Annotated in this window: 24 protein-coding genes; 7 read left to right on the top strand and 17 right to left on the bottom strand. The window is 67.5% G+C overall.

The annotated features are described in order from the left end of the window. Window positions 1-27 precede the first annotated feature (27 nt). From VPA02S_RS17375 to VPA02S_RS17355, 5 genes are all read left to right on the top strand, one after another. Window positions 28-924, top strand: coding sequence for a dihydrodipicolinate synthase family protein (locus VPA02S_RS17375; RefSeq protein ID WP_062364939.1), 897 nt, complete (start codon window positions 28-30; stop codon window positions 922-924). A gap of 52 nt (window positions 925-976) precedes the next feature. Further along, window positions 977-1,807: an ABC transporter substrate-binding protein gene (locus VPA02S_RS17370; protein ID WP_062364938.1), complete on the top strand. Its 831-nt coding sequence runs from the start codon at window positions 977-979 to the stop codon at window positions 1,805-1,807. A gap of 45 nt (window positions 1,808-1,852) precedes the next feature. Beyond that, complete coding sequence (locus tag VPA02S_RS17365; protein WP_015865655.1) at window positions 1,853-2,578, top strand: amino acid ABC transporter permease; 726 nt, start codon at window positions 1,853-1,855, stop codon at window positions 2,576-2,578. Between the two features lie 13 nt (window positions 2,579-2,591). Then, window positions 2,592-4,046 (top strand): dihydropyrimidinase, encoded by a 1,455-nt coding sequence (hydA, locus tag VPA02S_RS17360; RefSeq protein ID WP_062364937.1) that lies wholly within the window; start codon window positions 2,592-2,594, stop codon window positions 4,044-4,046. Between the two features lie 74 nt (window positions 4,047-4,120). Further along, on the top strand, window positions 4,121-4,807 hold the full coding sequence (locus tag VPA02S_RS17355) for a GntR family transcriptional regulator (RefSeq protein ID WP_015865653.1): 687 nt from the start codon (window positions 4,121-4,123) through the stop codon (window positions 4,805-4,807). Between the two features lie 35 nt (window positions 4,808-4,842). Here VPA02S_RS17355 and VPA02S_RS17350 read toward each other — a convergent pair whose 3' ends face one another. Then, window positions 4,843-5,529, bottom strand: a complete 687-nt coding sequence (locus VPA02S_RS17350; protein WP_018905955.1) for an RraA family protein — start codon at window positions 5,527-5,529, stop codon at window positions 4,843-4,845. Between the two features lie 92 nt (window positions 5,530-5,621). On the opposite strand from VPA02S_RS17350, the gene VPA02S_RS17345 reads away from it, so the two are divergent. After that, window positions 5,622-6,392 carry a FadR/GntR family transcriptional regulator gene (locus tag VPA02S_RS17345; RefSeq protein ID WP_062364936.1) on the top strand — a complete coding sequence of 257 codons (771 nt, stop codon included), beginning with the start codon at window positions 5,622-5,624 and terminating at the stop codon, window positions 6,390-6,392. On the opposite strand, the gene VPA02S_RS17340 is transcribed toward VPA02S_RS17345, so the two are convergent. Further along, complete coding sequence (locus VPA02S_RS17340) at window positions 6,349-6,756, bottom strand: RidA family protein (protein WP_018905960.1); 408 nt, start codon at window positions 6,754-6,756, stop codon at window positions 6,349-6,351. The genes VPA02S_RS17345 and VPA02S_RS17340 overlap by 44 nt on opposite strands. 136 nt (window positions 6,757-6,892) lie before the next feature. Here VPA02S_RS17340 and VPA02S_RS17335 point away from each other — a divergent pair, with 136 nt between their 5' ends. Then, window positions 6,893-7,819 (top strand): LysR family transcriptional regulator, encoded by a 927-nt coding sequence (locus VPA02S_RS17335; RefSeq protein ID WP_062364935.1) that lies wholly within the window; start codon window positions 6,893-6,895, stop codon window positions 7,817-7,819. A 1-nt stretch (window position 7,820) separates the two neighbouring features. On the opposite strand, the gene VPA02S_RS17330 is transcribed toward VPA02S_RS17335, so the two are convergent. The 15 genes from VPA02S_RS17330 to VPA02S_RS17260 all read right to left on the bottom strand — a co-directional run bounded on the left by VPA02S_RS17330 (window position 7,821) and on the right by VPA02S_RS17260 (window position 22,033). Next, window positions 7,821-8,498, bottom strand: a complete 678-nt coding sequence (locus VPA02S_RS17330; protein ID WP_062364934.1) for an aspartate/glutamate racemase family protein — start codon at window positions 8,496-8,498, stop codon at window positions 7,821-7,823. Window positions 8,499-8,511: 13 nt separating this feature from the next. Then, window positions 8,512-8,973 carry an Lrp/AsnC family transcriptional regulator gene (locus tag VPA02S_RS17325; protein ID WP_062364933.1) on the bottom strand — a complete coding sequence of 154 codons (462 nt, stop codon included), beginning with the start codon at window positions 8,971-8,973 and terminating at the stop codon, window positions 8,512-8,514. Window positions 8,974-9,011: 38 nt separating this feature from the next. Further along, the gene (locus VPA02S_RS17320; protein ID WP_062364932.1) at window positions 9,012-9,398 is read right to left on the bottom strand and encodes a GFA family protein; all 387 of its coding nucleotides are present in this window, start codon (window positions 9,396-9,398) and stop codon (window positions 9,012-9,014) included. Beyond that, window positions 9,398-10,201 (bottom strand): amino acid ABC transporter ATP-binding protein, encoded by an 804-nt coding sequence (locus VPA02S_RS17315; protein WP_062364931.1) that lies wholly within the window; start codon window positions 10,199-10,201, stop codon window positions 9,398-9,400. Before VPA02S_RS17315 ends, VPA02S_RS17320 begins: the two co-directional genes overlap by 1 nt. A gap of 1 nt (window position 10,202) precedes the next feature. Further along, a complete protein-coding gene (locus tag VPA02S_RS17310; RefSeq protein ID WP_015865644.1) occupies window positions 10,203-10,997 on the bottom strand; it encodes an amino acid ABC transporter permease in 795 nt (264 codons plus the stop codon). A gap of 9 nt (window positions 10,998-11,006) precedes the next feature. After that, window positions 11,007-11,747: a transporter substrate-binding domain-containing protein gene (locus VPA02S_RS17305; RefSeq protein WP_244883560.1), complete on the bottom strand. Its 741-nt coding sequence runs from the start codon at window positions 11,745-11,747 to the stop codon at window positions 11,007-11,009. Window positions 11,748-12,077: 330 nt separating this feature from the next. Next, window positions 12,078-13,334: an NAD(P)/FAD-dependent oxidoreductase gene (locus VPA02S_RS17300; protein WP_062364929.1), complete on the bottom strand. Its 1,257-nt coding sequence runs from the start codon at window positions 13,332-13,334 to the stop codon at window positions 12,078-12,080. Window positions 13,335-13,395: 61 nt separating this feature from the next. Then, window positions 13,396-15,147: a thiamine pyrophosphate-binding protein gene (locus VPA02S_RS17295; protein ID WP_062364928.1), complete on the bottom strand. Its 1,752-nt coding sequence runs from the start codon at window positions 15,145-15,147 to the stop codon at window positions 13,396-13,398. Window positions 15,148-15,244: 97 nt separating this feature from the next. Beyond that, window positions 15,245-16,375 (bottom strand): saccharopine dehydrogenase family protein, encoded by a 1,131-nt coding sequence (locus VPA02S_RS17290; protein WP_062364927.1) that lies wholly within the window; start codon window positions 16,373-16,375, stop codon window positions 15,245-15,247. A gap of 135 nt (window positions 16,376-16,510) precedes the next feature. Continuing rightward, the gene (locus VPA02S_RS17285) at window positions 16,511-17,437 is read right to left on the bottom strand and encodes an SMP-30/gluconolactonase/LRE family protein (protein ID WP_062364926.1); all 927 of its coding nucleotides are present in this window, start codon (window positions 17,435-17,437) and stop codon (window positions 16,511-16,513) included. 70 nt (window positions 17,438-17,507) lie between these two features. Further along, a complete protein-coding gene (locus tag VPA02S_RS17280; protein ID WP_062364925.1) occupies window positions 17,508-18,395 on the bottom strand; it encodes an amidohydrolase family protein in 888 nt (295 codons plus the stop codon). A gap of 7 nt (window positions 18,396-18,402) precedes the next feature. After that, window positions 18,403-19,359, bottom strand: a complete 957-nt coding sequence (locus VPA02S_RS17275; protein WP_062364924.1) for a Bug family tripartite tricarboxylate transporter substrate binding protein — start codon at window positions 19,357-19,359, stop codon at window positions 18,403-18,405. Window positions 19,360-19,413: 54 nt separating this feature from the next. Further along, a complete protein-coding gene (locus tag VPA02S_RS17270) occupies window positions 19,414-20,391 on the bottom strand; it encodes a tripartite tricarboxylate transporter substrate binding protein (RefSeq protein ID WP_062364923.1) in 978 nt (325 codons plus the stop codon). 29 nt (window positions 20,392-20,420) lie between these two features. Next, window positions 20,421-21,347: an NAD(P)-dependent oxidoreductase gene (locus VPA02S_RS17265; RefSeq protein ID WP_062364922.1), complete on the bottom strand. Its 927-nt coding sequence runs from the start codon at window positions 21,345-21,347 to the stop codon at window positions 20,421-20,423. Then, window positions 21,344-22,033 (bottom strand): RraA family protein, encoded by a 690-nt coding sequence (locus VPA02S_RS17260; protein ID WP_062364921.1) that lies wholly within the window; start codon window positions 22,031-22,033, stop codon window positions 21,344-21,346. The genes VPA02S_RS17265 and VPA02S_RS17260 overlap by 4 nt, the downstream gene beginning before the upstream one ends. Window positions 22,034-22,074 lie beyond the last annotated feature (41 nt).

The raw sequence follows: 22,074 nt of genomic DNA, 5'->3' as shown, positions 1-22,074 counted from the left end.
ATCCGATTTTTCACCGAGGACCGACCCATGGCAGCGTTTCGAGGCACCTATACGGTGCTGATCACCCCGATGACCGCCGACGGAAAGCACGTGGACGTGCCTGCGCTCAAGAAGCTGGTCGACTGGCAGATCGAAGAGGGCATCCACGGGCTGATTCCGCTGGGCAGCACCGGGGAGTTCCTCTCGTTGACGCCCGAAGAGCGGCAGCTGGTGATCGAGACCTGTGTGCAGACGACCGCAAAACGCGTGCCCGTTCTGATCGGCACCGGCGCGGAGTGGACCGACGAGTGCGTGCGGCTGAGCCGCGAAGCCGAGGGCATGGGCGCCGACGGCGTGATGATCATTCCGCCGTTCTACAGCTCGCCCACCGACGACGAGCTGTTCGAGCACTACCGCAAGGTGGGCGAGGCGATCAACGTGCCGATCATGGTCTACAACAATCCGGCCACGGCCAATGTGGACCTCAAGCCCGAGCTGGTGGCGCGCCTCTCGCGCATCGACAACTGCAGGTACATCAAGGAGTCGACGCTCGAGGTCACGCGGGTGCGCGACATCATCGAACTCTGCGGCGACCGCATGACGGTGTTCGCGGGCATCCTCGGCTACGAGTCGTTCTGGCTCGGCGCCCAGGGCTGGGTGGCGGTGTGCTCCAACCTGATTCCGAAGATGTCGGCCCGCCTGTTCGAGCTGGTGGCCGACGAGCACGACATGCCCGCCGCGCTGGCGCTCTACAAGCAGATGCTGCCGATCGTGCGCTGGGTCGGCGGCCACCGCTACGTCGCCGCATCGAAGGACGGCCTCTCGATGATGGGCCTGCCCGTGGGCAAGCCGCGCGCGCCGCGCCTGCCCCTGCCTGAGGCCGATGCCGCCGACCTGCGGCGCGCGCTCGGCCAGCTCGGCCTGCTGGACTCCATCGCGCCTTGAGCTCCCTTTTTGCCACCACGCCGCCTCGTCCAACCTCCACCAGGAAATCACCATGAAACTGCTCCCCGCTCTCGCTTCGGTCGCTGCTCTTTTCATTCTCGGGATCGGGGCCGCGAACGCCCAGGCCTGCAAGTCGCCCGTGCCTGATGCCGCGCTGGTGAAGAAGGGCACGCTGACGATGTCGATCAACCCGACCCTGCCGCCGATGCAGTTCGTCGACCAGACCGGTGCGCTCAAGGGCATGCGGGTCGAACTGGGCGAGGCCATTGCCAAGCGGCTGTGCCTCACGCCCGAGTACGTGCGCATCGAGTTCTCGGCCATGATCCCGGGCCTGCAGGCCGGCCGCTGGGATGTCATCAACACCGGCATCTTCTACACCGATGAGCGCGCCAGGCTCATGCAGATGCTGCCCTACGAAGACCAGGCCATCAGCATCAGCACCGCCAAGGGCAACCCGCTGAAGATCGGCAAGCCCGAGGACCTGTCGGGCAAGAGCATCGGCGTGGAGATCGGCGGCTTCGAGGAGCGCAAGGCGCGCGAGCTCGACAAGCAGCTGACCGACAAGGGCCTGAAGGGCATGACCATCCGCACCTTCGAGAACTTCGCGATGGCGTTCCAGGCGCTGCGCGCCGGCCAGGTCGAGGTGGCCCTGTCGATCGACTCCACCGGTGCCGAGTACCAGAAGCGCGGCGACTTCGACCGCGTGCTGCAAGGCCTGTTCCCGACGCCGGTCGCGCTGGCCGCCAAGAACAAGGAACTGTCCATTGCGGTGGCCAAGGTGCTCAACGACATGAAGGCCGACGGCTCCTTCAACAAGCTGCTCGACCAGTACGGCGTCAAGGCGACCGACGGCGCCGTCGTCGTCAAGGGACCGGCGAGCTGAGCGCCCTCGCTGCGCACCATTGACTTCGGCAACCAAGGAACTTCCATGGGACAAGGCTGGAACTGGTCGGGCTTCTTCGGCTATCTGTTCAACCCCTACATCCTGAGCGGTGCGTTCACCACCCTGTGGCTGACGCTGGCGGCCATTGCAGGCGGATTGGTCGTGGGATGCGCCCTGGCCCTGGCCAGGCTGTCGCGCCATGACTGGCTCGCCGCGCCGGCGCACTTCTACATCTGGGTGTTCCGCGGCACGCCGCTGCTGGTCCAGCTGATCATCATCTACACCGGGCTGCCGCAGCTGGGCCTCAAGCTGTCGGTGGTCGAGTCGGCGCTGCTCGGGCTGATCCTCAACGAGGCGGCCTACCTCGCCGAAGTGGTGCGAGGCGGCATCCAGTCGGTGCCGGCCGGCCAGACGAATGCGGCGCGCGCCGTCGGCTTCAGCAGCGCACAGAGCATGCGCTACATCGTGATGCCGCAGGCGATGCGGCTGATCATCCCGACGCTGGGCAACAGCATCAACGGCCTGCTCAAGACCACGTCCATCACTTCGGTGATCTCGATGGAAGAGCTGCTGCGCCGCACCCAGGTGCTGATCCAGGAGAAGTTCATGGTGCTGGAGCTGTTCATCGTGGCCGCCATCTACTACCTGCTCATGACGACGGTGTGGGACGTCATCCAGCGCCGCATCGAGCGCCACTATGGCCGCGCCTACGGCAATGCGAGCGAGCCCGTGGCGGCAGCCACGGCCGACGTCGTGCTCGAGCAACGCTAGCCGGGAGCCCGTCATGCAGCCCTACGACCTGATCCTTCGCAACGCCGACATCGCTACCGTGGGCGACCGCTACCGCGCCGACATCGGCGTTCGCGACGGACGCATCAGCGCCATCGCCCGGCAGCTCGACGGCAGTGCCGCGCGCGAGATCGATGCGGCCGGCCGGCTCGTCACGCCCGGCGGCGTCGACGGCCATTGCCACTTCGACCAGCCCACCGGCGACGGCTCGCGCTTCTCCGACGACTTCTTCACCGGAACGCGCTCGGCGGCCTGCGGCGGCACCACCACCGTGCTGCCCTTCGCCGCGCAGCAAAAGGGCGGCAGCATCCAGGACGCGGTCGACGACTACCACCGCCGTGCCGACGGCAAGGCAGTGATCGACTACGCCTTTCACCTGATCGTCGCCGACGCCACCCGGGACGTGACGCAGCGCGAGCTGCCCGCGTTGATCGAGAAGGGCTACACCTCGTTCAAGATCTACATGACCTACGAGGACCTGAAGCTGGACGATCGCCAGATCATCGAGGTGCTTGCGGTGGCGCGCCGGCAGGGCGCAATGACGATGATCCACGCGGAGAACAGCGACTGCATCGCCTGGCTCACCGAGCAGCTGCTGGACGCGGGCCTCACCGCACCGCGCTACCACGCGAGTTCACGGCCGATGGCCGTGGAGCGCGAAGCCACGCACCGCGCGATCGCGCTGGCGGAACTGATCGACACGCCGGTCCTCATCGTGCATGTTTCGGGCCGCGAGGCCGTCGAGCAGATCCATTGGGCGCGCGGGCGCGGGCTGCCGATCTTTGCCGAAACCTGTCCGCAGTACCTGTTCCTGAGCGCGGAAGACCTGGGCATCGATCCCGACGATCCCATGCACGGTGCGCGCTGCATCTGCAGCCCGCCGCCGCGCGACAAGGCCAACCAGCAGTTCATCTGGAACGCCCTGGCGAGCGGCCTCTTCACGGTCTTCTCATCCGACCATGCGCCGTTCAACATCGACGGCCCCGACGGCAAGCGCGTGGCCGGCGACGACGCTTCCTTCGATCGCATTCCGAACGGCATTCCCGGCGTCGAGACGCGCATGCCGCTGCTGATGAGCGAGGGCGTGCTGGCCGGGCGCATCGACGTGCACCGCTTCGTCGAACTCACGGCCACCAACCCGGCGCGCATGTACGGCCTGTATCCGAAGAAGGGAACGATCGCCGTGGGAGGCGATGCCGACTTCGTCGTCTGGGATGTCTTCGAGGCGGGAAGCGAGAAGGTCATCGCCAACGACATGCTTCATCACGCAGCCGACTACACGCCCTACGAAGGCATGCGGCTGCGGGCCTGGCCCGCAGTCACGGTCTCGCGCGGGCGGGTGGTGTGGCAGGACGGCGTCTTTTCGGCCGAACCGGGTTCGGGGCAGTTCCAGCCCTGCCTGCGGCCGCGCGCGCCGAACGCCGGCAGTCCGCTGGACAAATGGCTGTGAGACCATTCGTCCCCCGGCGGTCGGCCTGCTAAGCTTTTTCGACACCGCCTGTGGAAACCTTTTTTTGTCCTCGCATGCCCAGTCTTCCCAGTCCGGCCCAACCCGCCACCATCACCATCGCACCGCTCGAGGTGCGCTCTGCCAGCCTGGCCGAACAGGCCTATGCGCGCCTGCGCACCTTGATCCTGGATCGTCAGATCTCGGCCGGCAGTCCCCTGCAGGAAGGCCGGCTCGCGGAAGAACTCCGGATCTCGCGCACGCCGATGCGCGAGGCGCTGGTGCGCCTGGCCGGCGAAGGGCTGCTGGTGCGCCGCGATGCGCGTTCCTATGCGGTGCGCGCACTGGGCACCAAGGAATACTTCGACTGCATGCGAGCGCGCGAGATCATCGAGGGCGAAGCCATCGTGCTCGCCATCGACAAGATCAGCGACGCGCAGATCGATGCGCTCGAGGCCGACCTGAAGTCCCTGGACGCCGGTGAGCATGACGAGACCGAACACTGGCATTTCGATGACAGGTTCCACCTGCTCATTGCGGCGGCCAGCGGCAACGTCGTGCTGCCGAGGCTGGTCGAGGAGCTGCGCGTGAACGCGCGTCTGTTCCGGCTGCACAGCCCGCTGCATCGCCAGCGCGAAAACCACGACGAGCACGGCGAGATCATCCATGCGCTGCGAGCGCGCGATCCGGCGCTGGCACGCAACGCCATGTGCGCGCATTTGCGCAGCCTTCAGGAGGACGTCAAGCGCGCGATCGTCGGTTGACGGCGCCGGTGCGGCCGATGTGCGGCCGCCCCTCCTCACATCACCCCGAAGGTCTTGAACGCCTCGACCGTGCTCATGCCGTTCTTGATGGCTTTTCTCACGCTGCTTTCCGTATCGGCCTTCTCCAGCGCGAGGCTGATCGCCTCTTTCTCCGCCTCGCGCGGAATGATCAGCACGCCGTCCTGGTCGCCGAAGACGATGTCGCCGGGGCGAACTCGAATTCCCCGGATCTCCACCGGCACGCGATAGTCGACGACCTTGCCTCGCGGGCCCTGGTCCTGGGCATAGCCGCCAAGCGAAAACACCGGGAGGCCCAATTCGAGCACCTCCGCCGTATCACGGGAATACCCGTCCAGAACGGCGCCGGCTGCTTTCAGATGCAGGGCGCGCGTGGTCATCAGGCCTCCCCACAGCGCGAACTCGGGAGCCGACCCCGTTGCCACGTAGACCTCGTTCGGCGCGAGATCGTCCAGCGCCTCGAAAAGCAGACCGAAAGCCTGCCGGCTCAGCGGCGACTTGCCCTCGGGTTCGGAGCGCGCAAAGCAGTGGGTCTCCAGCACGGGCATGGCGCGGCCCGCCACGACCATGGAGCGTTCGACCGGCTTGATGGCCGGGGGCAGGAACTGGTGCATGAAACCCAGGGTGTCGAGGATGTCGCCGACCACTGCAGGGAACAGGCGCGCGCGCATCAGGGCGAACAGTTCGTCATCGTCTTTCCACATTGCTTCTTGCCTCCTGAAGAAATGCGGATTGGACCCATGGCGGCACGCGTGCACAACCTGTCCACCTGTATGATAGGTAAGGAGACCGACGCATGACCGCACACCCCTTCGTCCTGGGCCGACTGGAGAGAACTTCCCTCGCAGAGCAGGCCGTTCAGAGCCTTCTGCAGCGCATACAGGACGCGAAGCTCGGCCCGGGAGCATCGCTGCCTTCGGAAGCGCGCCTGGGTGAGTTGCTCGGAGTGAGCCGAACCGTCGTGCGCGAGGCGCTGAGGACCCTCAAGGGCTTGGGTGTGATCGACATTTCGAACGGCAAGAGCCCGACGATTCGCCGCGAGCTGGACGCGGCTGCGCTGGCCGTCTACTTTTCGCGCGCCGTGCAGGTTCTGGACAATTCCACGGAGGACTTGATGGACGTGCGGGCAAGCCTCGAGGGCCGCGCTGCAGCATTGGCAGCGCTTCGCCGCACGCCGGAGCAACTGGCCCGGATGTCTGACCTGGTGATCCGGATGCAGGCGCAGCTTCGCCGTCCCGCGGCGTACGCGTCGCTCGATATGGAGCTGCACCTGGAAATCTCGCGGGCGAGCGGAAACCTGCTGCTGTTCCAGATCATCGGATCGATCCGGGCCTCGCTGGAAGCGCAGGCGCGCCAGGGCATGGAACGGCGCAAGACGCAAGCAAGCCTGCAACAGGTGCAGGATGCCCACGTCGAACTCGTCGAGCGGATCGGCAACCGGGACGCAGAGGGTGCGAGCCGATGCATGCTCTCGCACATGGAGAGTGCGCTGAGGGTGCTCCCGGTCCAGGGCAGACCGTCCGTCAGCCACCCGCGCGCTCGTCCGGAAGCTTCGCGATCACCTTGATCTCGAACTGGAAGCCATAGAGCCAGGTCACGCCGATGCCCGTCAGCGTCGGGTGCGGCGCCTCGCCCCAATATTCCCCAACCACCTTCCAGATGGTTTCGAACTTCGATTCAGGGTCGACGATGAAGACCGTCACGTCGACCACGTCGTCGAAGCTGCAGCCCGCGGCCGAGAGGATCGCGTTGAGGTTGTCGAACGCGAGCCGGACCTGCGCCTCCAGGTCGGGCTCCGGCGAGCCATCGGGCCGGCTGCCGACCTGCCCCGACACGAACAGAAAACCGTTGGAGCGGATGGCGGGCGAATAGCGGTTGCGTTCATAGAGCGCCTGGCGGCCGGCGGGAAAAACAACGTTGCGTGCAGACATGGTTCGGCTTTCTTTCTTTCTTTCTTGGAAAGGGAGGTTGCGATCGATGGACTCTAGAAGCGCGCGGTCGCCAGATAAACAGGCAGGACGCACAATGACTGTTTGCTCAGCCCAAACAATCGACCGAGGCACAGCGATGGACCGATTCGATGCGTTGCAGGCCTTCGCCCGCGTGGTGGAGGCGGGCAGCTTCACCAAGGCGGCGCAGACGCTCCACATGAGCAAGACCACCGTGACGCAGCTGGTCCAGCAACTGGAGGCGCGGCTGCGCGTGAGGCTCTTCAACCGCACGACGCGCCAGGTCAGGGTCACGGCCGAGGGCGCGGCCTACTACGACCGCGTGGTGCGGCTGCTGGCCGACCTGGAGGACGCGGACGCCAGCCTGCTGGGCGCCTCGGCCTCGCCGAGGGGGCGCCTGCGCGTGGACGTGCCCACCCCGTTCGCCCGCATGATCCTGGTGCCTGCGCTGCCGGCGTTCCATGCGCGCCATCCCGAGATCCAGCTCGAACTCGGCGTGAGCGACCGCATGGTCGACCTGATCGGCGACAACGTCGATTGCGTGCTGCGCGGCGGCGAGCTCACCGATTCATCGCTGACGGCGCGCCGCGTGGGCGAGCTGCGGCTCGGTGTCTTTGCGGCGCCGTGCTACCTGGAACGTGCCGGCACACCCGCGCACCCGAGCGAGCTCGAGGGCACCCACCACCGCATCGTGGGCTACCTGAGCACGCGCAGCGGCAAGGTCGCGGCGCTGCGCATGCAGCGTGGCGCCGAGCACATCGAACTGCAGGGCCGCTACGTGGTCGCGGTCGACGACGGCAATGCCTACCTCGCGGCCGGCGTGGCGGGCATGGGCGTTCTCTGGCTGCCGCACTACATGGCCGCGCCCCACGTGGCCCAGGGCGAGCTGGTGCCGCTGTTCGAGGGCTGGCACTGCGGCGCGATGCCGATGTACGTGATGTTCCCGCCGAACCGGCATGCCAGCGCGAAGCTGCGCGTGTTCATCGAATGGATCGACGAGCTGATGGCGCGCCATGCGCCGATTGCTGCGCTTGGGGATGCCTGAATCACTCCGGCGAGCGTTCGCGCCAAGCCTCCAGGATCATCGTCTCGATGTCATGCACTTCGCGCCCGACCGCCGCAGCCACGGCCTCCCGGTAGGGCGGCATGTTCGTGCATTCGAGCACGATGCGCTCGACGGAAGGGAAGGCCTGCACCAGGCGCACCGCCGCCTCGACGACATTGCGCTGCGCTTCGGCAAGGTCGAGCACGGTGTCGTTGTCCAGGATGCGGCGATGGAATTCGCAGCCCGGGCGCACGCCCATGACGGGCGTTCCCGCGGGCACGCCGGCAGCCTGCAGGATCTGCGGCGTCAGCGATTGCGCATCGAAGGTGACGATGCCCGGACGGGCGCAGTGCCGCACCTGCAGCAGGCTCGAGGTCAGCACGGGCACCGGCACCGCCTGCGAGAGCACGTCCTGGTAGGCAGCCAGGAAACCGCAGCTGGTGGTGATCATCGACGCGCCTTCCGCGGCCAGCCGCACCGCGGCGTCGACGAAAGGCTGGACCAGTCGCGGATCGGCTTCTTCGACGATGCGCCTGGGCGACGCACCCTGCACGGTGAGAAAGCGCACCGGGATGCCGGCCCGCGCATAGGTCTGCGCGTTGCCGACATCGCCCGGCGGCCGCGGAAAGCGCGTGTCGAGCATCAGCACACCGAGAAAGCCAGGCGCAGCGTCGTTCATGTCAAACAGGAACTCAGGAGACCGAGGGAAGGGCGCTGCGCCGGTCGATCTTCCGGCTCAGGACGATGGAGGTCTGCGTCTGGTTGATGCCCTCCAACTGGCCGAGCTGGTCGAGCAGGACATCGAGCTTTTCGGGCGTGTCGCAGCGCAGGAAGACCATGTAGTCGAACTGGCCGCTCACGGCCGAAAGCTCCTCCACTTCGGGCACGCGCTCGAGCGCCCGGATCACCGCGGGCGCATTCTTCGCATTGACGCTGAGCCCGCAGATCGCGCGAACGGCCGCATGCTCGAGCTTGTGGCCCAGGCGCACGCCATAGCCCGCCACGATGCCTTCGCGCTCGAGCCGCGCGATGCGCGCGACCACGGTGGTGCGCGCGATCTTGAGCTTTCGCGCCAGGTTGGCGGCGGGCTCCCTGGCGTTGGCCTGGAGCAGGCTCAGCAGGTGCCGGTCGAGGTCGTCAAGTTTTCCATCCATCGGGGTGTCTCGTGAAGTTCTGGCGTTTGACCGGCATGCTACGGCACTGCGGCCCAGCCGCGGCCGTCGTGCAGGGAAAGCTCGATGCGCACATCCTGCAGCGCGTCCACGCAATGCAGGTTGACATTGACCTCGTCGGGGGCCGAACGCGGGTGGCAGTGCGTATGGATGCCGCAGGTCCTGCAGAAGAGATGGCGTGCGCGCATCGTGCCGAAGCGGTAGCTCGACAGCTGCTCCGCGCCCGCGAGCAGGCGGAAGTTGTCGGCTGGCACGCGGTGGTGCAGCGCCGCCTTGCGCACGCAATAGCTGCAGTTGCAGCTCACGCCCTTGTGCGACGCCAGCACGAACTCGAAGCGCACCGCGCCGCAGTGGCAGCGCCCCTGCTGCCACGCGGGGGCCTCTGCGGGAGGAGCCTCGCCGGCCACTAGGCGATGGCGGCGGCAACGGCGGGCTCGGGCGTGCCGGCGGACGCCTTGAAGCGGCCGAGGAACGCGCGCGTCGACTCCTGCTGCGGGTTGTCGATGACGATGCCGGGCGGTCCGCATTCCGCGACAACGCCGTCGCGCATGAAGATCACCTGGTCCGCCACCTCGCGCGCAAAGCCGATTTCATGGGTGACCAGGATCATGGTCATGCCTTCCTTCGCCAGGCTCTTGATGACGGTCAGCACTTCTCCGACGAGCTCGGGGTCCAGCGCCGAGGTGGCCTCGTCGAAAAGCATCACGTTCGGCTTCATGGCCAGCGCGCGGGCGATGGCCACGCGCTGCTTCTGCCCGCCCGAGAGCTTGTCGGGGTAGTAGTCGGCGCGCTCGAGCAGCCCCACCTTCTGCAGCAGCGCCCGGGCCTCGGCTGCCGCCTGTGCCTTGGGCGTCTTGAGCACCGTGACCGGGCCTTCCATGACGTTCTGCAGTGCGGTCATGTGGGGAAACAGGTTGAAGTGCTGGAACACCATGCCGGTGGAGGCGCGGAACTTCGCGAGCTTGCGCTCGCTCGGCAGTGCGGTGTCGCGTCCGCTGAACTGGATCGCCTGGTCGCCGACGGCGATGCGTCCGCCGTCCGGAACCGTCAGCAGGTTGATGCAGCGAAGCAGGGTGGATTTGCCGGAACCCGAAGGCCCGATCATCGCGACCACCTGGCCGCGTTCGATCTTCAGCGAGATGTCCTTGAGGACCACGTGGGCGCCGAAGGACTTTCGAAGGCCTGCGATCTCGATCACGGCTTGTGTCATGTCAGGCTTCCTTGGCAACGCCGTATTCCATGCGCTTGGCCCAGATCGTGATGGGCAGCAGCACGGCGAAATAGGCGATGGCGATGAAGGTGTAGAGCTCCAGCGGCCGGTAGGTGTCGTGCGCGATCACCTGGCCCTGGTACAGCAGGTCCGGCACGGCCAGCACCGAGAGCAGCGAGGTGTTCTTCAGCTGCATGATCGACTGGCTCATCAGCGGCGGCACCATTTTCTTGAACGCCTGCGGCAGCAGGATGCGGCGAAGCAGCTGCAGGCGCGTCATGCCCAGCGCCTTGCCGGCCTCGGTCTGGCCGGCCTCGATGGAGATGATCCCGCCGCGCACGATCTCGGAATAGAACGCGCCGCCATAGAGCGTCAGGCACAGGGTGGCGGCGGCCGTGGCCGAGAGTTCGAGGCCGGTGAGCACGGGCAGCGCGTAGTAGAACCACACGAGCTGCACCAGCACCGGCGTGCACCGGAACACCTCGATGTAGGCGCGCAGCGGCGCCGTGATGTACGGGTTGGTGGACAGGCGCCCCAGGCCGGTGACCACGCCCACCAGCAGCCCGAGCACCACGCAGACCACCGTGAACAGCAGCGTGTAGAGCAGCCCGCTGATGAGCAGCGAGCGGTACTTCCACAGCACCGCGAAGTCCCAGTCGTAGCCCGCGGAAGCCGCGCTGGCGCCTGCGAAGTGCTTGACCAGCGCCCAGGCGCCGGCCAGCGCGAGCACCACCATCAGGGCCATGCCCAGGCGGGAGCGCGAGCGGGGCGCTCCCTGCGATTCGGCGTATTCCATGGCCCGGCCTCAGAACTTGATTTCGGACGGGAAGGCGCTGGCCGGAACGCCGGCGAGTTTTTCCATGTTCTTCAGGATCACGCTGCGGACCTCGCCCTTGGCGCGAACCTCGCCCAGCCAGGCGTTGACGGCTGTCTGCATGGCCGGATCGGCTTCCTTGCGCAGGCCGATGCTCACGGGTGCGGTGTAGATCGGCGTGGGGATCTGCATCACGCCCACGTTGGCGCGCTTGGCCAGCAGCGGCTGCGCCAGCAGGATCACCAGGATCTGGCAGTCGGCGCGGCCGGCCTGCAGCGCGAGCGTTGCGGAGCCCGAGTTCTCCAGCCGCTGGACATCGGCCTTCGGCAGGATGCGCGTGGCGAGCTGGTCATGGCTGGAGCCCACGTCGACCACGATCTTGTTCTCGGGTGCGTTCAGCTGCTCCCAGGACTTGGTCGGGAAGCCCTTCTTGCACACGGCGGTGTAGGTGTTGTCGAACAGGGTGTCGGAGAAGTTCACGACCTCCTTGCGCGCCGGCGTCGGCGCCATGCCGAACATCGCATCGATCTTGTTCGACTGCAGGTCGAGCACCGCGTTGCCCCAGGTGGTTTCCACATACTCGACCTTGGCGCCGAACTTCTTCGCCAGGCTCTCGGAGAAGTCGGGCCCGAAGCCTTCCCACTTGCCCGAGACCAGGTCCTTGCTGAAGTACGGAATGGCCCCGGCGATCGCGCCCACCCGCAGGACCTTGGTCCGTTGGACGCGGGTCATCGAGCTTTCCGGCTCCTGGGCGACGCTGAGGGTGAGGGTGCATGCGCTCGTCAGCGCGAGGAGGGTGCGAAGGATCGCTCGTTTTGTAGTCATGGGGTCTCCAAGCAAAAAGCTCGCCATTTGAATAAGAAGGAAGGCTTCGACTCGCGAATGAAGTCTAGGAGCCATGATAGTCACGAGCAATGCGGCACTTCGTCAGGATCGCGCGAAGTTTTCGTCATACCGTCATCGCGGTCATGCGAAACGACCGATTCCGTTGGACGGCCCTTGAATGTCCGGGTCGCACCATGGGCACGCCCCGGGTGCCAGATCGGTGCACCCCAGCCGGCTTCAGCCCAGGAAGCGTGAAGGCCGGAACGGCGCGGGATCGAAGGCACAGGCTTCGCCGGCCATCATCGCGCCGAGGAGCGAGGCCGTTCCGGGAGCGGTGTTGAAGCCGATGTGCTGGTGGCCGAAGGCGAGCCAAAGGCCTGGGCGGCCAGGGCATTCGCCGATCACCGGGCGGCTGTCCGGCAGCGTGGGACGGCTGCCGAGCCAGGCTTCCTTGTCAAGGCGCTCTTCGAGCGGAAACGCCTCGCGCGCTGCGCGCTCGGCCAGGTCGAGCTGCGCGAGGTTCCGGGGCGCCTCGCGATCGGTCAATTGCACACCGGTGGACAGGCGCAGGCCTTGTTCCATCGGCGACAGCACATAGCCGCCGCCGGTGTCGTAGACCGGCCGCCCGAGCGAGGCGCCGCCAGCGGCCCCGTAGTGCATGTGGTAGCCGCGCTCGCACGCCATCGGCACCGACAGGCCCAAGGCCTTCTTCGCGAACTCCCGCGTCCACGGCCCCAGCGCGAGCACGACGCGCGAGGCCTCGTGGAGCGTGCCGCCGTCTTCGCTGAGCTGCCAGGCATCGCCTGCATCCGGTCGGCGCAGGCCGCCGATCGATGCCTGCCGGATGCGGCCTCCGCGGGCAATGAAAAGCCTTGCATAGGCCTCGACCACCTGGCCCGGGCTGTCCACCGACGCCGTGTCCTGGATCCACAGCGCGCGCGGGAACAGCGGCTTCAGGTGCGGCTCGAGCTGCGCGAGCTCTCGCGCATCGAGCACCTGCGTCGCGATGCCGAATTTCTTGAAAGTGTCCCGCGAGCGCTGGCTGGCGAGAAAGCCTTCCTCGCTGCGGTAGAGAAAGAGCCACCCGTTCGTGCGCAGGCGGTGCGCCGCGCCCGCTTCGCCCAGCAGCCGCAGGTGCTCCTGCGTCGAAAGCCGGATCAGGGCATCGAGCGCCGCGGTCGTTTCATGAAAGACCGCCGCGCGCGCATTGGCCAGGAACTTCAGCGCCCACGGCAGGTTCTTCGCGAGGAAGAGCGGGTTGTAGCGAAAGCCCGCGGAGCTGTTCTTCAGCAGCCTGGGAAGCGAAGACCACAACCCCGGATGGTTGAACGGCATCAGCGAGCTCCGGGCGATCACGCCGGCATTGCCGTAGGAGGTTTCGCGGCCCGGCGCGGCGCGGTCGAAGACCGTCACGTCGAAACCCCGCCGCTGGAGCTCGAGGGCACACGACACGCCGACGATGCCGGCGCCGAGCACGGCAACAGTGTTCTTCATTCAGGCCAATCGGTTCATTCGCCGAAAAGTCTATCGCGAACCGCCGGCGCCGCGATCGGGTCTACAGATAGGCCACGTCCTCCGGCGCGAGCGCCAGCGGATCGAGCTTCTTCTTCGCGAGCCAGGAATACACGGGCGGCACGCGGTCCGCGAGCGATTCGATGTGGATGTCGATGAGGCAAGGGCCGTCATAGGCAAAGGCTTCATCGAGCGCCTGAATCAATTCACCGGGCGTGGCGGCCGTCCAGGCCTTGATGTCGAAGGCCTCGGCAATGGCCTGGCCGCGCGGCGGCAGGAAGTCCACGCCAAAGCATTCATCGTGGCCCTTGAGCCGGTGCAGCCCCTTGATCCAGCCGAAGCAGCCGTTGTTGAAGAGCATCAGCAGCGCCGGCACCTTCTTGCGAACCAGCGTCTCGAGCTCGCCGACGGCCATGTTGAAGGAGCCGTCGCCGAACATGCCGATCGGCCGGCGGGTCTTGTCGGCATACCAGGCGCCGACCACCGCGGGAATCGCCGAGCCCAGGCCGCCGAAGGCACGCGGAATGACGAAGCGCGTGCGGCGGTCGCCGATGCGCAGGAAGCGCGTCATGTAGGGCGTGGGTGTGCCGGCATCCGAAAGAATGTGCACGGCCTGGCCGTACTTCTCGAGCTGCTTGCCAAACTCGCGCACCACGCGCTCGGGCCGCAGCGGCACGTCGTCCAGCGAGAGCACGCCTTCGGCATGGTCCCAGAAGTTCGCGCGGTAGGTGTTGAGATGGTCGACCCAGGGCGTGTGTTTCGAGCCATCGAAATCGACGGGCGCTTCGTCCAGGATCTGCGTGAGGACCAGCTGCGCATCCGCGGCGATCGACAGCAGGTTCTCGTAGTTGTTGGCAAGGTGCTCGGGGTTGATGTCGATCTGCACCACGCGCTTGTTGAGCGTCGATTTGGGGAAGGTCCAGCCCACGGTGACGACGGAGCCCATGCGCGAGCCGACGAAGATCACCAGGTCCGATTCCTCGAGCGCGCGGTTGGCATGCGGATGAAAGCCGTTGTCGCCGATGACGCCGATGGCCAGGCGGTGATCGTCGGGCAGTGCGCCCTGGCCCGTGATCGTGTTGACCACGGGCACGTTGAGCTTGGCGGCCACCTCGGTGAGTGCGCTGCCCGCGCAGGAGCGGTTCACGCCGCCGCCCGCGACGAACAGCGGCTTCGAGGCTTTCCGCAGCAGGGCGAAGAACTCATCCACCTTGCCGGGCGCGGGTGCCATCGGAAAGGCTGGGAAGGTCTTGCATTCGGGCTCGGCGTGCAGCGAGATGGCGTCGGGGTCGATCTCCGCCAGCAGCATGTCTTCCGGAATCTGCAGGTGCACGGCGCCCGGCGTGCCGGAGCAGGCCACGCGGAATGCGCGGCGAATGATCTCGGGCAGCTTCTCGGGCGACTTCACCTGCACCGACATCTTCGTGACGGGTTCGAACAGCCTGGCGCAGTCGAGCTCGGTGATCATGCCGCGGCCTTCGCCGGGCAGCGGCAGGTCGATGGTCAGCAGGATGACCGGCACCGAAGAAGCATTCGATTCCGCCAGCGGCGGCAGCGAGTACATCGCGCCGGCGCCCGAGGGGCATTCGAAGATGCCGGGCCTGTCGGTCAGCCGCGCATAGGCGTCGGCCATGTAGCCGGCCGAGCGCTCGTCGCGGGCCATGACGTGCTCGATGTCGCCCTGGCGGCGCTGCAGCGCCTCGTAGAACGGCACGTTGGTGTCGCCGGGCACGCCAAAAAGCACGTCGACGCCGTAGTTGATCAACATCTGCACGAGCACGTCTGCACCACGCATGGCAAAACTCCAGTCCGGATTGAAAAAGAAGAAAGAGAGACAGGGGCGGGCCGGGGCCTTGCGCTCCCCGGCCGCGGCTTGCGCGAAGCACTCAGGCTCAGGCTTCAGCGAGCTCCTGCGGCGAAGGGCTGGAGGCGCTCACGCCGAGTCCCTGGTAGTAGTGGCCCACGCGCGTCGAGAGAAAGGCCTCGAGCGGCGCCTGCTCCTGCCCGACGAAGCCGGCGCGGGGCAGCTTGCCCTGCAGCAGCAGCTCGAACACGCCGACCACGCCGGCCGCCGTGGTGAGCTCGATGGCGGTGCGGTCCTTGCCGCGAAGCCTGGCGCCGAACACGCGGCCCAGACGGGTTTCCTGCTCGAAGCGGCCGCCGCGCATGCCCGAGGCCGACGCGAACACGATCACCACGTCTTCGCGGCTGTGCGGCACCGCATGCTCGAGCACCTGGCGCAGCAGGTCGCGGCGCTCGATCAGGCGCAGGTCGTGCAAGAGGAAGTTCATCGCATCGCGATGGCCCGGATAACGGATGGTCTTGTAGTCGAGGTTGCGCACCTTGCCGCGCAGCGTCTCGCACAGCGTGCCCAGCCCGCCCGAGGTGTTGAAGGCCTCGAAGGCCTCCGCGTCGAGCGTGAAGGTCTCATGGCCCTCGAGCGCCTGCACCGAGACGAGCTGGCCGTTCACGATCGCATCGCAGGCGTTGCAGTATTCGTTGATGACGCCGTCGATGCTCCAGGTGAAGTTGTAGCGCAGGCTGTTGGTGGCATTGCGCGTGAGCGCACCGACGCGCAGGCGCAGGTCGTAGAGCTCGTCGAAGTGCCCCGCCAGGTGGCCGCCGAGCATGCCGATCACGCCGGGCGCGAGGCCGCTTTGCGGCATCAGCACCGACGTGGCTTCGTCGGAAAGCTGGCGGATCGCATGCGTGGCCGCCACGTCTTCCGTGAGGTCGAAATAGTGGACGCCCAACCGCGCCGCCTGCGTGGCCACGCGCGCGGCCAGGAAGAACGGCAGCGCGTTGATGACCACGGTGTGCGCGGCCAGTTCGCCGGCCAGCGCGGCTTCGTCCTCCACGTTCAGCGTGATCTGCCGCACCAGCGGATCGTTGGACGGCGTGCCGGTGCGCTGGTCGGCCAGCGTCACCGGGATGCGGTGGTATTCGGCGATCATGTCCGCCACCGTGCTGCCCACCTTGCCCGCACCCAGCACCAGAACATTCTTGACTTGCAGCTTCGACATTTTGTTTCTCCAGAAAGGAGCGACGGCTCCGTAGAGAAAATGTAGAAGCGAAGGCTGGCAGGCGGTAGAGAGCAGAACGGCGAAGGCGGCAGTCTTCTCGACGTTTCGACGAAGGGGCGTGACGTTTCGGAGGACTCAGGCTCCGCGCCGCCCGCGGTGCAGCATCAATCCCGGCGCGTCCAGCTGCGTCATCAGAATGTTCCCATGGGTCGAATCGGTCACGTAGAGCGTGCACCGGTCCTTTCCGCCGAAGGCAAGGTTCGTCGTGGAAGCCCCCGCCGGTCCCCGAAGAACGACGATCGGCTCGGCACGGGCGTTCAGCAGCCAGACATAGCCCAGGCCCGGGTTGGCGACGATCACGCGTCCTTCCGCGTCGACCGCCAGGCCGTCGGGTCCGCTCGGACCGTACGAGGTGAAGAACTGGCTTACCTTGGCGACGCTGCCGTCGGCCAGCAGCGGCACGCGCCACACGCAGTTGCCGCGCGTCACCGCGAGATAGAGCAGCTTGCCGTCGGGCGAGAGCGCCACGCCGTTCGGGCTGGGCACGTTGCCCAGCAGCAGATCGAGCTGGCCGTCCGGCCGCAGCCGGTAGAGGCGGCCCGTGGGATCGTGCAGCCCGGTCTGGCCCTGGTCGGTGAAGTAGATGTTGCCCTGCGCGTCCAGCACCAGGTCGTTCACGCCCTTGAAGCGCTCGGTGTTGCGCCGCTGCAGGTGAGGCGTGACGGCGCCGCTGCGCACGTCGATGTGCATCAGGCCGTTCTTGTAGTCGGCGACGAGCAGCGTGTGCGCGTCCAGGAACTTCATGCCGTTCGGCTCGCCGTCGTATTCGGCCACCGGGGTCCACGCGCCGGCCGGATCGATGCGGAACACGCGGCCGAACGGGATGTCCGCCACGTAGAGGTTGCCGGCCTCGTCGAACACCGGCCCCTCGAGAAACGAGTCGGTGACCTGGCCGCCGCGGTTGGCGTCGGCCCAGGCGCTGGGCTCGCGCCGGCGCAGGGCGTCGGGCATGCGCGTGAACACTTCGAGTTCTCGGACTTCGGGGGGCTGCAAAAGGAACAAGGGTGTCTCCGTCGCGGCGCCGGCGCCGGCGCCGCAGGGTGTGAAGGAAGGTGCGGCGCGTTCGTGGCGGTCAGGCCTCGCCGAAGCCGTAGAGCCGTGCCGGGTTGTCGACGAGGATACGGTCCATCACGTCGTCGTCGCCGCACCAGGCGCGAAGCACGTTCACCAGGCCGGCGTCGTCGACCGTGCCCGGTGCCTCGGTGGTGTGGGGCCAGTCGCTGCCCCAGAGCATGCGCTCCGGCGCGGCCTGCACCAGCGCCCGCCCCAGCGCATGGGCGTCGCCATAGGCCGGCGCGCCCTCCCGCGAGCGCATGTAGACGCCGGACAGCTTCACCCAGGTGTTGCCCCTGTCGAGCAGCCGGCGCAGCGTGGCGAAGGCCGCGCCGGCCGGCCCTTCGGCGGGATCGATGCGCGCCATGTGGTCGATCACGAGCGAGGTGGGCAAGGTCTCGAGCACCGGCGCCAGTTCGACCAGCTGCCCGGGGTGGACGAAGACCTGGATGTGCCATCCCCGGTGCGCCGCCTTGCGTGCGAGCGCCGTCAGCATTTCCGGCGTGGTGGTGCCCCAGGATTGCGGCGTCACGAAGTTCACGCGCAATCCGCACACGCGCTGCGCCGCGAGGCGCTCGAGCTGCGCATCGTCCACCTCGGCGCCGACCACCGCGACGCCGCGCGCGCTCGTCCCGAACTGCGCCAGCGCGTCGAGCAGGCAGGCGTTGTCGGTGCCGTAGGTCGAGGGGTTCACGACCACTGCGCGCGACGTTCCCAGCCGCTGCTGGAGCTGGCGATAGGCGGCGACCTCGGCGCGGGGCGGCTGCCGCTTCCAGTGCCGCGAGGGCGCGAACCGCGGATCGAAGATGTGCATGTGGCTGTCGCAGGCGTTGGCGGGCAGCCTGCGCGACGGGCGATCGAGCCCGACCGAATGCGGCACGGGATGCGTGAGCGGAAGATCGGCCATCGGCGCGTCAGTCGAGCTTGATGTTGCCCTTGCGGATCACCTCGGCCCACTTCGCGTCTTCCTTCTTCAGGAAGGCCGCGAACTCGGCCGGCGTGGAGCCGACGGCCTGCACGCCGACGTCGGTGAAGCGCTGCTTCACCTCGTCTTCGTTCAGCACCTCGACCAGCGCCTTGTGCAGCTTCGCGGCGACGGGCTCGGGCGTGCCGGCCGGCAGCAGCAGGCCGTTCCACTCGAAGGCCTCGTAGCCCGGCACGACCGATTCGGCCACCGTCGGCACATCCGGCAGGCGCCTGGAGCGCTCGGGCGATGAGATCGCGAGCGCCCGCAGCTTGCCCGAGGACACCAGCGGATAGGACGCCGCGATGGTGCTGAACATGAAGTCGACCTGACCGCCGGTGACATCGACGATGGCGGGTCCGCCGCTCTTGTAGCCGACGTGCACCATGTCGAGGTCGAGCCGTTGGCGCAGCAGCTCTGCCGCCAGCCGCTGCACGGTGCCGCTGCCGCCGGAGGCGAAGTTCAGCTTGCCCGGCGCGGCCTTGGCCTTGGCGGCCAGGTCCTTCACGTCCTTGATCGGCGACTCGGCCCTGACGATGAGGATGTTCGGCGCCAGCGAGACCAGCGCCAGCGGCTGTAGCGCATTGGCCGCATACGGCATGCGCGGAAACAGGTGCGGATTGATGGAGTAGGGCGTGGCGTCGTAGAGCACGGTGTAGCCGTCGGCCGGGGCCTTGGCGGCAAAGCTCGCGCCGATGGTCCCGCTCGCGCCGGGGCGGTTGTCGACGATCACGCTGGTGCCCAGCTTCACGCCCATGCGCACGGCGAGCACGCGCGCCAGCGCATCGGCCGAGCCGCCGGGCGCGTAGGGGACGACCAAGGTGATCGGACGCTCGGGAAAGGCGGCATGCGCCGAGGCTGCAGCCAGGAAGTAGATCGCCAGCACGCGGCGGATGAAGGTTTTCATGTGTCGTCTCGATGAATGGTTGGGTAGGCAGGAGCAAGAGCGCAGCGCATCCGCTCACTCTGCTTTCAGGTCGAGGGCGCGTGCGAGCTCGCCATAGGCTTTCACTTCGTTGGCGAGCTGCGCGCCGAACTCGCCGGCACAAGTGCTCCGCGCTTCCATTCCAAGCATCCGGAACTTCTCCACCGTCGCGGGCGCGCTGGCAAACTCGGTCGCCACGCGCCGCAGCGCGGCCAGGACCTGCGGCGGCGTTTGCGCAGGTGCCAGCAGGCCATACCAGGCGTCGGCGGAGTAGCCTTTGATGCCGGCCTCCTCGAAGGTCGGCACGCCCGGTAGCAGTGCCGAACGCTTGGGCGCGGCGACCGCGAGTGCGCGCAGCTTGCCGGCCTGCACCTGCGGGAGGACCGACCCCAGGGTTGCAAAGGAACTGTCCACCTGTCCGCCCATCAGGTCGGTCATGGCCTGGGCTGCGCCCTTGTAGGGAATGTGGTTCATCGAGGTGCCGGTCAGCCGCGTGAACTGTTCGCTCGCGAAATGGCCGGAGCTGCCGCTTCCCGGCGTGGCATAGGTGCGCTTGCCGGGCGCTGCCTTCACCTCCCGCAGAAACTCGCTGACCGTGTTGGCGGCCATCGTCGGCCCGACCACCAGCACCGTCGGACTCACTGCCAGCGAGCACACCGGGGCGAACGAATGGACCGCATCGAATTTCACCCGATGGCTGTAGAGCGCCGGGATCATCGTGTGGTTGGTCGCGCCCAGCAGCAAGGTGTAGCCATCCGGTGCGGCTGCGGCCACGGCTTCCGCCGCCAGGATCGTGTTGGCGCCTGGCTTGTTGTCGACCACGAAAGGTTGGCCGAGCGCGCGTGCGGCATGCTCGGCGAAGGCGCGCGCGACGGCGTCGGTCGGGCCGCCCGCGGAAAAGCCCACAAGGATTCGTACCGGCTTGGCGGGCCACGCGGTCTGTGCAGCGGCGGGCAGTGCCGCGCACAGCCCCATTGAAACGGCCAGCGACACCGTCGCCAGATGGATCTTCATAGCTTGTCTCTCGTTGTTGGAAGCGGTGTTCAGTTCGTGGCCGCCTGCCGCGCGAGCACCTGCAACACGTTCTTCGCCGCACCGACGCCCATGTTCACATAGGCATCGCTGGTCACGCCGCCGATGTGCGGGCTCAGCACGAAGTTCTTCTCGCCCTGGAACGGATGGCCGGCGGCCATGGGCTCGACCGCAAAGCTGTCCAGGCCCGCCATGCCGACCTGGCCCGAGCGCACCGCGGCCAGCAGCGCCGCCTCGTCGACGAGGCCGCCGCGCGCGGTGTTCACCAGGATCACGCCGCGCTTGCACCGGGCCAGCGTGTCGGCGTTGACCAGGCCGCGGTTGTCTTCCGTCAGCGGGCAGTGCAGCGAGATCGCATCGGACTCCCGCCAGATCGCTGGCAGATCGACGGCCGTCACATGGGGCGGAAGATTCGCGGCATAGGGATCGAAGCCGATCACGCGCATGCCCAGCGCATCGGCCATGCGGGCAAAGCGCAGTCCGATCGCACCCAGGCCGATCAGCCCGATGGTGCGGCCGCCGAGCTCGAGGCTCTTGTGCGTGGCCTTGTCCCAGTGGCCGGCATGCATGCGCGCGTCCAGCGCCACCACCGACTTGGCGCAGGCCAGCAGCAGGGCCAGCGCCTGCTCGGCCACCGCGGCGGCGTTCGCGCCCACGGCCGCGACCACCTCGATGCCGCGCGCCTGGGCTGCGGCCTTGTCGATGGTGTCGGTGCCGCTGCCGTGCTTGGAGATCACGCGCAGCGAGGGCGCCGCGTCCATCACCGCGGCGCCGACCTTGCCGTAGCGCACGATGATGGCCACGGGGTCGTGCGCGCGGCACAGCGCCACCAGGTCGTCCTCGGTCGGCGTCTTGCCGGCGTAGACGATCTCGTGGCCCTCGAGCAGTGCGATGGCCTGCGGCGCGAGGTCGGCGCCGGTCACAAGGATGATGCTCACAGGGCCTCTCCCTCCTTGAGCACGCCGGCCGTGCGCAGCGCGCTGTTGAGCCACTTGGCCGCGGTGTCGCCTTCCTTGATGGCGGCAATGCGTGCGGCCTCGTCGCTGACCTTGCGGGCCGCAGCGGGCAGCAGCGCCTCGATCTTCTCGCGCTCCACCACCACCACGCCGTCGCCGTCGGCAATCACGAAGTCGCCCGAGCGCACGGTGACGTCTCCGACCGAGATGGGATGCCCGATGCGCCCCGCGATGTTCTTGGTCGGGCCATTCGGGTTGGTGCCCACGCAGAACACGGGGTAGTCCATCTCGTCGATCTCGAGGCTGTCGCGGCAGGCGCCGTCCATCACCACGCCCGCGATGCCGAGCTTCTGGCAGGCCGTCATCATGATGGTGCCCATGAGCGCCGAGCCCTGGTCGCCCTTGCCGTCGATCACCAGCACGTCGCCGGGCCTGGCCATCGCGATGGCGGCGTGGATCATCAGGTTGTCGCCGGGGCGCACCTCCACCGTGAAGGCGGGGCCGGCCAGCTTCATGCGCGGGCGCAGCGCCTGGATGCGGCCATGCATCGCGCCGCGGCGGCCGGCCACGTCGGCCAGGATGGCGGGCTGGAATTGCGCGGCCTGCGCCACGATGTGCGCGGGCACGCGCTCGAAATTGCGAATGATGTCGGGAGGGTTGGAGGACATGGTTTCTCTTGGAGGAATGAAGAGGGGAGTTCGGTGCGGCG

The organism is Variovorax paradoxus NBRC 15149 (assembly GCF_001591365.1).
Lineage (GTDB): Bacteria > Pseudomonadota > Gammaproteobacteria > Burkholderiales > Burkholderiaceae_C > Variovorax > Variovorax paradoxus.
Note: the sequence above shows the minus strand (reverse complement) of the source record. Positions and strands in the feature narration are given on the sequence as shown.